This is a genomic window from Verrucomicrobiia bacterium (assembly GCA_035495615.1).
Classification (GTDB): domain Bacteria; phylum Omnitrophota; class Omnitrophia; order Omnitrophales; family Aquincolibacteriaceae; genus DATJFP01.
This window is the reverse complement of sequence record DATJFP010000070.1, coordinates 1-10,102: the sequence shown is the minus strand read 5'-3', so window position 1 is coordinate 10,102 and position 10,102 is coordinate 1. Positions and strand designations below refer to the sequence as shown.

Genomic DNA, 10,102 nt, shown 5'->3' with positions numbered 1-10,102 from the left:
CGGCATGATGAAGATTTTTCGTTACCTGCATTACGGCCTGGGAGCGATCCTGATCTTTGTCGGAATCAAGATGATCGTCACAGACATCTATCACATCCCGATCGTCGTAGCCTTGGCCGTGATTGCCGTGATTCTCGCGGCATCCATCATCGTTTCCATCATGCGACCTGTGAAAGAAGAGCCGTAAGGTCCGCGAATCCATGAACACCTGCCCGCCGGAAGCCTGTTCGGAGCGGGGGAGATTTCCGTGAGCCTTTATTCCGTGGCGTTGATCGTTCTGTTCATCCTGGGAGCGGCCTATTTTGCTTACGGCCGCGTCCTCGCGCGTTTCTTCCGTTTGAATCCCGATGTCCAGACGCCGGCCGCCGCCGTGAACGACGGCGTCGATTTTGTCCCCACTCCTAAACGCTTTCTCCTCGGCCAGCACTTTTCCGCCATTGCCGCGGCCGGCCCCATTGTCGGGCCGATTCTCGCGGCGCTCTGGTTCGGCTGGCTTCCCGTGCTTCTGTGGATCCTGTTCGGGTCCATTTTCTTCGGGGCCGCGCATGATTTTTCCAGCATGGTCGGCTCCGTGCGCCACGGCGCCAAATCCATCGTGGAGATCGTGCGCGACGTCTTCGGCCGGCGCGGCTATCTCGTTTTCCTCGCGTTCGTCTGGCTGTCGCTCATTTATGTCATCACCGCTTTCACCGACCTGACGAGCGCTTCCTTTGTCAATCCGGAGTTGGGCGGCGGAGTGGCCACGTCTTCTATCATGTATCTCCTGATCGGCCTGGCCATGGGCGTGTGCCTGCACCGCTTCAAGATGCCGCTGCCGCTCGCCACGCTGGTTTTCGTGCCGCTTGTGGGCGTGAGCATCTGGTACGGCCAGTCGTTTCCCACGGTGATCCCGGCCATGGGCCCGCTCTCGCCGCAGCAAATCTGGAACGTCATCCTTCTCGTGTACTGCCTGATCGCGTCCGTCACGCCCGTGTGGCTTCTCCTCCAGCCGCGCGGCTATCTCGGCGGCTTCTTTTTGTACGCGACGCTTGCCGCGGGCGTCCTCGGACTTTTTATCGGAGGCGAGAAAATCGCGTATCCCGCTTTCCTGGGTTTCACGGCGCCCAACGGCCTTCCTTTGTTTCCGCTGCTGTTCGTCACCGTGGCCTGCGGCGCCTGCTCCGGATTTCACGGCATCGTCTGCTCCGGTACCACGTCCAAGCAGATCGCCAAAGAACCCGACTGCCAGATGGTGGGCTACGGCGGCATGCTGCTCGAAGCGCTGGTGGCCTTCATCGCGCTTGCCACGGTCATGATTCTGGCCAAGGGCAGCGAGCTGACCGGCGCTTCGCCGGACCGCATCTACGCCGAAGGCCTGAGCCGTTTCGTGCAGCATCTCGGCATTCCGCGCGAATTCGCGCGTTCGTTCACGCTCCTCGCGTTCACGACTTTCATCTACGATACGCTGGACGTGGCCACGCGCCTGACGCGCCATCTTTTTCAGGAGCTCACGGGCTGGAAAGGCTGGTCCGGACGCATCGGCGCCACGGTGGTCAGCCTTGTCGCGCCGCTTATTTGCGTGTCGCTGACCATGACGGACGCGGCAGGGCACGTCATTCCCGCGTGGAAAATTTTCTGGACCATCTTCGGCACCTCCAACCAGCTTCTCGCCGCGCTGACGCTGATGATCCTCTCGGCCTGGCTTCTTCGCTCGGGCAAGCGCGCGACGCCGATCCTGCTGCCCATGTTTTTCATGATGGCCGTCACGGTCTGCGCGCTGGCCACCATGATCGTCCCGGCCCTTGCGGCGGGCAAGGTGGATCTCGTGACGCTTATCGCGATTTCGCTGCTGGTCCTCGCCGTCCTCCTCATCGTAGAGGCGGTCAAAAGCGGCCGTCCGGAAATCAAATATTCGGTCAATAACCCATGACGCCGCGCGTCTTAAAATCCGTCGACCGTCCCCGCGAGCTCCATTGGTTCCATGCCGGCGCCATGCTGTACGGCGACTGGGGAACGAGCAAGGCCTACGTGCTCGGGATCGCGTTTGCGCTCGCGGGTCACGCATCCTGGTTTTTTCTCGGCATCATGTCCGCGCTGACCGCGCTCGTCGGTGTCTGCTACATGATCATCTGCCACATCTATCCCGACGGCGGAGGCGTCTATTCTTCCGTCAAGCACCGTTCCCAGATCCTGGCCGTGATCGGCGCGTTCCTGCTCGTCGCCGATTATGTGGTGACCGCGTCCCTCAGCGCGCTCGACGCATTCCACTATTTCAATTTCCCGCATCCGGAAAAATGGGCTGTGTTCTCCATCCTCCTGATTGGCGCCATCAACTGGCTGGGCCCCAAAAAAGGCGGGAACATTGCCGCGGTCATCGCAGTCTTTGCGTCTGCTGCCGCCGCTATTTTATTCGTGTCCACACTGCCGCATCTGCCCAGCGTGCAGCTCACGATGCCCAAAGGCGGGCTTCCGGAAAACTGGTCGATTTTCGTGGGTATCGTGCTGGCGCTTTCGGGCGTGGAGGCCGTGGCGAACATGACCGGCATCATGGTGCAGCCCGTCGAAAAAACTTCCCGTAACGCAATTTTGCCTGTCCTTCTCGAGGTCACCGTCCTGACTTTCCTTCTGGGGCTTGCCATGAATGCGGTGCCGGGCCTCACCAACCACACCGAAGACATGCTGCGCGCTCTGGGCGACCACTACATCGGGCGCTGGTACGGCGCGCTCATTTCCCTCATCTTCGGCTTCCTGCTTTTGTCGGCCGCAAATACGGCCGTGGCATCGCTGGTTTCCATGCAGTTTTTGATGGCTAAAGACCGCGAGCTGCCGTACGCCTTTACGAAGCTCAATAATTTTGGCATGCCCACGATTCCGCTGCTCGTCGCGACCGCCGTACCAATTCTGGTGCTCGTCTTCGAACATGAAGTCCTACACCTGGCGGCGCTATACGCCATCGGCGTGGTAGGCGCCATCACCATGAATATTGGTTCCTGCGCCACGAACTTCAAATTGCCGCTGAAAAAAATCGAACGCGGGCTGCTTTTTGTGGCGGCTGTCATTCTTATTTTTATCGAAGTGACGATCATTTTCCAGAAGCACAATGCCTTCATTTTCGTGCTTTCGGTCCTGAGCACGGGCCTTGCGTTGCGTTACATGACACGCTATTTTTCCCCGCCGCCGGAGATCGAGATTCCGGACTTCAACGTCCTCACCGTTTCCGAAGCCAAGGAAATTTCCGCGCTTTACCGCAGCACTTCGCTTGTGGCCCTGCGAAGCGTGAACAAGCTGCTGCTGAAAGAGGCGTCGCTGCGCTGCCGGGCGCTGGGGGAGAATGCGGTTTACATCGGTTACGTCGAGGAAAGTCCGAAGATGATCGAGTTTTCGGATGCTGTGGAGCCCTCGCCCGAGTCGCTGAAGCTTCTCGGTGAGGCGCAAAAGGAAATGGAAGTGCTCGGCATTATGGGGCTTCCGATCTGGCAGTTCGGGGCAGACCCGGGCCATTTGATTGCCAAAGCCGCACGGGAACTCGAAGTGAACACGCTCATGATCGGAACGACGAAACGCAATGCTCTCACCAACGTGCTGCGCGGGGACATGCTGCAGCGGCTGAATCATTTGCTTCCCAAGAAATGCCACCTCGTCATCGTCGGATAGCCGAAAACTTCCGGGGACATGGATAAAAAAACGGCGCTTGTATGGTATCGCAGAGACTTGCGCATGGCGGACAATCCCGCGCTTGTCGAAGCGGCTCGCCTGGGCCTTGCGGTTGTTCCCGTTTTCATCTGGGCGCCCGAAGAGGAAGGGGATTGGGCGCCCGGCGGCGCGGCCCGGGTCTGGCTGCACGAATCCCTGAAAAGTCTGCAAATGACCCTGAAGGAGCGCGGCCTCACGCTCCTGATCAAGAAAGGGCCCAGCCTCGAGACTTTGCTGCGGACGGCCAAGGAATGCGGCGCGGAAGCGGTGTTCTGGAACCGCTGCTACGAGCCGGCGCTGATCGAGCGCGACAAAGCCGTCAAAGCCGAGCTGCAGGCAAAAAAAATCGAGGCTAAAAGCTTTTCGGCATCGCTTCTTTTCGAGCCGTGGGAAATCAAAACCCAGCAGGGCACGCCGTACAAGGTTTTCACCCCATTCTGGAACCAGCTCCTCGCTAAGCCGGAAATTTCCAAGCCGCTGGAAGAGCCTAAGCTTAAGCCCGCGGCCTCCGCGGGCAACGGCCTCAAGATCGAGGCTTTGGAGCTGCTGCCTTCCATTCCCTGGGACAAAGGCATTCGCAAAGCCTGGACGCCGGGCGAATCCCGCGCACTGCAAGCCTTGGAAAAATTTTCCTCGGGGCCTGTGAACGCCTACGAAACCGGCCGCGACCGTCCTGACGAAACGGGGACCTCGCGCCTTTCCCCGCATCTTCATTTCGGCGAGATCAGTCCCCGTCAGATCTGGCATGCGCTGAGAAAAAACAAGAAAGGCCTGGTCTACCTGCGCCAGATTGCGTGGCGCGAATTCGCATACCATCTTCTTTATCATTTTCCCCATACGCCGCGTGATTGCATGCGTCCCGAATTCCGGGCTTTTCCCTGGGAACGCAATGCGCGCCTTCTGAAGGCCTGGCAAAAGGGCGGCACGGGTTATCCCATCGTAGACGCGGGCATGCGCGAACTTTGGGCCACGGGATGGATGCATAATCGCGTCCGCATGATCGCGGCGTCTTTTCTGGTCAAGGATCTTCTGGTCCGCTGGCAGGAAGGCGCGGCCTGGTTCTGGGACACGCTGGTGGACGCAGACCTTGCGAACAATACGCTGGGATGGCAATGGGTGGGCGGCTGCGGCGCGGACGCGGCGCCGTATTTCCGCATTTTCAATCCTGTGTCGCAGGGCAAGAAATTTGATCCCCAAGGCGTTTACGTTCGCCGGTGGGTTCCCGAGCTTGCGGGACTGGACGATAAGTGGATCCACGAACCTTGGAAAGCGCCGGCCGAAGTCCTGGAAAAGGCGGGCGTGAAATTAGGGCGCGATTATCCCGAGCCGGGGGTCGACCATGAAGCCGCGCGGCGCCGCGCGCTCATGGCCTACGAAAAAATAAAGAGCGGAAAAAATCAGACGAGATAGCAGTCGAGGAGACGTGTGCGGTCCTTACGGGGATCGTCGCCGATCATGATGGCCTGCCCGGCCTTGGCCCCGGCCTTGCGCAGCGCGAACTTGAAAATAGCGGCATGGGGTTTTTCCACACCCGCTTCTTCTGATGTCACGATAAAATCAACAAGGCCCTCCAGCTTTAATTTTTTTACTTTCTCCAGCTGCCAGGCGGCCGTCATGTCTGTCACGATAACGATCGGCGTCCCTTTTTTCCGAAGCCGGAGGAGGAGCGGGCGCACCCACGGCCGGATTTTCATCCGGTCCATGTAAGCCTTCCAGTAAGCCCTGTCCAGATCAAGGGCGAGCGTGGAACGTCCGGCGCCGGTCTCTTCCAGCATCCTTTTGAAATAAAGCAGCCTCGAATGCGAGGCTGCCTGGCCGCGCGTTGTTTTTTTGACCTCCGCCCGCGCCCGGACGTAAAGCCGGCGGAAATCGGAAAAAGAAATCCGGCGCACTTTCGCGGCGTACAGCCCGTGCGACTTCTTCAGCGCCGCCGCATGGCAGGGAGCGAACTCATACAGCGTGTTGTCCAGGTCGAGAAGGACGGCTTTGCAGGAAAGCGCGCGGCGGGCGAATTCTTTTATCGCCATAAGTCCGGCCTCTTCGTGCAGACCGCGTCGACGTCCATGCCGGCCAGCTGCTTTTTGAATTCGAGGATGCGGTCCAGCGAATGCTTTTGCAGTTCGGGCGAGACCAGGCAGATCTTGAAATTCTTTTTCAGCGTGTCGAAGACCGGCCGTGTCAGCGGCAGGTTCTGGAAGCAGTCGACCCAGACCCAGTCCACGAGCCCAGCCACCGCGAGGCATTGCTCGATGGGCTCGTATTCGGAGAAGCGGACCGCGATGCTTTTTTTGCCTTTGCGCGCCAGTTTGACCAGGGCGGGAAAGGAGAGGTCCAGGAAAAAGTAATCCCGAACTTTGTACTTTTTCAGCAGTTCGAGCGCCGGTTCTTCCAGGCCCTCGGCTTTGACGTTCACGATCATGAGAGCGTGCGCGTACGACTTCAAGAACGTCTCGAATTCCAGGCCCCCGGCAAACGGATCGTGGTGCAGGATCAGCTTGCTGCCTTCGGAACGCAGATCGAGCTCGACGCCCATGTCGGCCGGGACGGTTTTCAATTCTTCTAGGGTGTTGATGCGGTGCCGGATGTAAAGCATCAGGCCGCCTTTCGTTGGAGTTGCGAGCGCAGTTCGAAAATGTACGCGAAAGAACGTTTCATGAGCTTCCATCGCACGGGCCAGGAGGAACCGCTTCCGCCTTTGGCCTCGCCGTGAAGCCTTTCCTCGAAAAAAACGGGGATCGAAATAATTTTATACCCTTTTTTTTCGGCCATGTACAGGACGTAGAGGTCGAGCGAGAAATCATGCGGTGGATTTTCCAGCTCGCCCAGAAAAAGCCGCGGGAAAAGCTTGGGCTGCGCGTTGACTTCTTCCACGGCGAAGCCGAGCGCGAGTCCCGCCAGCACCTGCATGCCCCAGGAGAAAAATTTTTCCGAAGGCTTGCGGCCGCGGCGGTGGCCTTTGACGAGGACTTTCTGCGTTTCCCGCGCCGCCGCGCGGTAAGCGTCGTAAGCTTTCAGCACGTCCGAGGGATCGGCCTGCAGGTCGGCATGGGTCCAGGCCAGGACCTGGCCGCGCGCTTCCCGCAGACCGCAAAGGATGCCGAACCCATAGCCCTGGTTTTCGGGGACGACGGCCTTCCTCACGAAGGCATGGCGGCTCACGGCCGCGTCGAGCGCCGCTCCTGTCCCGTCCTTGGATCCATTGTCCACGAAAACCACCTCCACACCGGAACGTCCGGCTAGCGCGGAGGCAAAACGCTCCACGAGCCGCGGCACGTTTTTTTCTTCGTTATAGCAGGGGACGACGATGGAAAGTTCCGGCGCGTCAGGCATGGGCGGTCTTTGCTCCCGCGTAAGGATGGAACCAGGCCTGCGAAAAAAAACGCTGCCAGTATTCGTAGGTGCGCAGATCGTCCGGCGTTCCCCAGCCGACATGTTTCTCGGCCTCGAATACTTTGACTTTATGGCCGGCGCGCACCGCATGGTTCATCGCCTGGTCGATGTAGAATTCGTTATTCACGCGGTCGTCTTCCCGGATCATCTGCTCCGCGGCCGCGAAGAAAATTCCGGCGCGGCGAAACCAGAACGCGCCGCTTATCGCGTGTCGCAAGGCCGGATCGCCTTCCAGCGGGACTTTGACCGAAACGCGCCGCACGGCTCCGGCGCCGCCGGTTTCCACCCAGCCATAGGCCTTGGGGTTCCGGCGCACAGGCGGGTAATGACGATAAGTGAAGATGAGGGCGTCTGTGCCGGAACCTTCGGCCGTCATGGAATCGAATTTGCCCTGGTCCAGGATAAGGCCGTGATCGCAGGCGCCGATGAGGAGCGGTTCGTCCTCGGGCACGAGCCCTTTGGCCAGGAGCGCGGTCGCGGCCTGGCCTTCGGTCAGCCGGTCGATCCAGAGAAAACGGGCGCCGGGAAAATATTTTTTGATTTCCGGTTCCACGCGTCCGGGTTCGTTCGTGCCCTCGCGGCGCGAAAGGAAAAAATACCGGTCACCGGGCGGCAAGGCCTGGGCGGCACAAACGGCCATGGGCTTTCCGTCTACGGGGATGAGCGGCTTGGGCAGCGTGTAGCCCGCGTCCGAAAAACGCTTTCCCGCTCCGGCCATGAGCGTGAGGACATTCATCCGGTGCGTCGCGGCCGGCGCGCCGGGCCTCGCCTTGGCGCGGAAGATGTCGGACCAGTAATTGTATTCTTCCATGTCTTCCGGCGTTCCCCACTGGAGCATGAACGGGATTTCGTAGATGAAAATTTTCAGGCCCATGTCTTTCATCACCTGGTAGAGCTGGCTTACGTAAAACTCGCCGTTAATTTTCCAATCCGGGTGCTTTTCGATTTCCCGGCACGCTTTTTTGAGGATGCCCGCGTTTTTGAAATAGTAAGTGCCGGAGCTGGTCCAGTCTTTCATCTTGTCGCCGTGCCAGGTGTGCTTTTCCTGGATGGCTTTCATCCAAAGCCCTTCGGCGTCGAGCGTCGCATACAGGTTCGGACCCACCAGATGCGGATGAAAGCCGCGGTAGCACACGACCGCGCCGTCGCAGCCGTTGGCCGCCACGGTCTTTTTGAAATCCTGGTAATCCCAGGCCCAGGAAAAATCGCAGTAATTGACGATGACCGGCTCCTGGTCCAGCGCGTGGGGAAACATATTGCGAAGCACGCCGATGGGCCCGGCCTTGTGGTAAGGCATGGAAACAACCGAGGCGCGGGGCGCGAGGCGCTGGAGCACTTCGCCGAGCTGCGTGTGCTTGAGATGGTCTTCGTTCACGCCGAACACAAAGTCGTCCTCGAACGAAAAATTATGGATGATGTGCTCGATGACGGGCATGCCTTCGACGGGAAGGAGCGGCTTCGGCGTGGTGATGCCGGCGGCCAGAAAGCGTTTTCCGAGGCCGGCCATGGGAATCATGATCTTCATGGCTTATCTTTCCAAAGGTCCTGCCGGTATTTTTCTTCTTCCATCTGCAGGAGAAATTGCGCGTCCTGCTCCGCGAGGGCCTTGAGCGACCATCCCCTGGTCTTGACGCGCGCCGCGACTTCCGCGGCAAAAGCCTCGAGCTCCGAGAGTGCCTGCCTCTGTTTGGGGGAAAGCGTTTTCCTGTCCAGGTTGAAGAAGACCACATGATCGGGCGTCAGGTAGCCAGCGGCCGTTGTTTTTTCGGCCGCAGCTTTGGCCGCGGGCAGCGCCTTTTCGCAGCGCTCGATGGCCTGGCTGTGCAGCTGCATGCAGCGCTCTTTGGTTTCTGCAGCGGCGAAAAGCCCGTGATTTTCGAGGAAGAGGACTTTGTCCTGCGGCGGCGGCGTCAGGGCGGCCAGCGTCTCTCTCACCTTCAGAAACAGCTGCAGTCCGGGAGTGGCATAGTCCACCCAAATAAAATGGCTTTCCGGGAAGATTTTGCGGAATTCTTTTTTTCCTTCCTGCGAACAGACCAGCGCGCCGACAGGCACAGGATGCGTGTGGATCACAAAACGGTTCAGCAGGGTATGCAGGGGAAATTCCATCGAAGGGCGGGCGTTCGGATCGCCGCCCGCGGCCCGCTTGGATACGAGGTCGAGAACGACAAACCCCTTGTCCTCGCCGACCTCTTCGAGGAAATAACCCGAGGCCTTGATCGCCATGAGGTTTTCGGCTTTAACCGAGCAATTGCCGCCGCTGCCCTGCACCCACGAAGGATGCCGCGCCGCGTAATGGGAAATGTCGATGAGGTCCCGGATGGATGGGTCCATAGTTTTCGATCGCAAGCCCGGATTTTCCGTTCTTAGCGCGCCTTCATTTTGAACTGGTAAAGCAGCAGGAAAATCAGCTGCGTGACGCCGTAGTGGCCGCTCAGCCAGCGGTTGGTCTTGACCAGGAGCTCGTCGAAATTAAGGCCGAGGCCGAAGGCGGCTTCCATGATCTCGCGCGCCGTGACCGTTCCCGCGATCTCGATTTCCTGCGTGTCCATGTCGTGCGCGGTGGCCACGCTGAGCGTTTTGATTTTGGAAAGGGCCGCAAGCAGGAGGTCGGTCGGCACGCTGTTGTCCATGATGTAGCGCGTGCGGAGCGCGGCCCTGCGCGGGCCGGATTCCGCGTCGATCGGCCCGGCCGGCTCCATGCGGATGACCAGGTCCGCGAACTTGGCCTGGGGCCGGATGAATTTTTCGCTGTCCTGTTCCCGGGATTCCAGCTGCTCGAGCACTTTGTCCTTCTGGTAGCCGCGCTTTTTGACGTCGCGGCGGATTTTCCAGTACCGGCGCAGGCTTTCGTCGGTGTCCATGAAGATCTTGATGGCGATGAGGTCGCGCATCTTTTTCAGGTAAAAAGGATGCAGGCCCACGAAGAAAACGAATTTACTCGCTTCCACGGTCGCCGCGCTGGAAAACGTGCCGCTCTTGTGGTCATAGCGGCCCATCTGGATGGTGCCGCCGTCGCGCAGCGCCACCGCGGCCTCCA

The 10,102-nt window shown here is 59.5% G+C and carries 10 protein-coding genes; 4 read left to right on the top strand and 6 right to left on the bottom strand.

Annotated features, from left to right (window positions below; all coding sequences use genetic code 11):
* The 4 genes from VL688_08670 to VL688_08655 all read left to right on the top strand — a co-directional run.
* Window positions 1-187 (top strand): TerC family protein (locus VL688_08670; GenBank protein ID HTL48115.1); only part of this gene is annotated, 187 nt, incomplete at its 5' end.
* 60 nt (window positions 188-247) lie between these two features.
* The gene (locus tag VL688_08665; GenBank protein ID HTL48114.1) at window positions 248-1,909 is read left to right on the top strand and encodes a carbon starvation CstA family protein; all 1,662 of its coding nucleotides are present in this window, start codon (window positions 248-250) and stop codon (window positions 1,907-1,909) included.
* Complete coding sequence (locus tag VL688_08660) at window positions 1,906-3,633, top strand: APC family permease (protein ID HTL48113.1); 1,728 nt, start codon at window positions 1,906-1,908, stop codon at window positions 3,631-3,633. The genes VL688_08665 and VL688_08660 overlap by 4 nt, the downstream gene beginning before the upstream one ends.
* An 18-nt stretch (window positions 3,634-3,651) precedes the next feature.
* Complete coding sequence (locus VL688_08655; protein ID HTL48112.1) at window positions 3,652-5,082, top strand: deoxyribodipyrimidine photo-lyase; 1,431 nt, start codon at window positions 3,652-3,654, stop codon at window positions 5,080-5,082.
* On the opposite strand, the gene VL688_08650 is transcribed toward VL688_08655, so the two are convergent.
* The 6 genes from VL688_08650 to VL688_08625 form a co-directional block, all read right to left on the bottom strand.
* Window positions 5,070-5,699, bottom strand: coding sequence for an HAD family hydrolase (locus tag VL688_08650; GenBank protein HTL48111.1), 630 nt, complete (start codon window positions 5,697-5,699; stop codon window positions 5,070-5,072). The two genes, VL688_08655 and VL688_08650, sit on opposite strands and share 13 nt — an antisense overlap.
* Window positions 5,690-6,265, bottom strand: coding sequence for a hypothetical protein (locus tag VL688_08645; GenBank protein ID HTL48110.1), 576 nt, complete (start codon window positions 6,263-6,265; stop codon window positions 5,690-5,692). The genes VL688_08650 and VL688_08645 overlap by 10 nt, the downstream gene beginning before the upstream one ends.
* Complete coding sequence (locus VL688_08640) at window positions 6,265-7,002, bottom strand: glycosyltransferase family 2 protein (GenBank protein HTL48109.1); 738 nt, start codon at window positions 7,000-7,002, stop codon at window positions 6,265-6,267. The genes VL688_08645 and VL688_08640 overlap by 1 nt, the downstream gene beginning before the upstream one ends.
* Entirely contained in the window at window positions 6,995-8,587 is a 1,593-nt protein-coding gene (locus tag VL688_08635) for an NTP transferase domain-containing protein (protein ID HTL48108.1), read from the bottom strand. The genes VL688_08640 and VL688_08635 overlap by 8 nt, the downstream gene beginning before the upstream one ends.
* Complete coding sequence (locus tag VL688_08630) at window positions 8,584-9,396, bottom strand: class II aldolase/adducin family protein (GenBank protein ID HTL48107.1); 813 nt, start codon at window positions 9,394-9,396, stop codon at window positions 8,584-8,586. Before VL688_08630 ends, VL688_08635 begins: the two co-directional genes overlap by 4 nt.
* A 32-nt stretch (window positions 9,397-9,428) precedes the next feature.
* On the bottom strand, window positions 9,429-10,102 hold a 674-nt coding region (locus tag VL688_08625), incomplete at its 5' end, for a hypothetical protein (protein ID HTL48106.1).

Excerpts from the sequence above, each read along its gene's own strand:
- VL688_08650 (HTL48111.1), bottom strand. The coding sequence starts at position 5,699 with ATGGCGATAAAAGAATTCGCCCGCCGCGCGCTTTCCTGCAAAGCCGTC.
- VL688_08635 (HTL48108.1), bottom strand. The coding sequence starts at position 8,587 with ATGAAGATCATGATTCCCATGGCCGGCCTCGGAAAACGCTTTCTGGCC.
- VL688_08640 (HTL48109.1), bottom strand. The coding sequence starts at position 7,002 with ATGCCTGACGCGCCGGAACTTTCCATCGTCGTCCCCTGCTATAACGAA.
- VL688_08660 (HTL48113.1), top strand. The coding sequence starts at position 1,906 with ATGACGCCGCGCGTCTTAAAATCCGTCGACCGTCCCCGCGAGCTCCAT.
- VL688_08655 (HTL48112.1), top strand. The coding sequence starts at position 3,652 with ATGGATAAAAAAACGGCGCTTGTATGGTATCGCAGAGACTTGCGCATG.
- VL688_08630 (HTL48107.1), bottom strand. The coding sequence starts at position 9,396 with ATGGACCCATCCATCCGGGACCTCATCGACATTTCCCATTACGCGGCG.
- VL688_08645 (HTL48110.1), bottom strand. The coding sequence starts at position 6,265 with ATGCTTTACATCCGGCACCGCATCAACACCCTAGAAGAATTGAAAACC.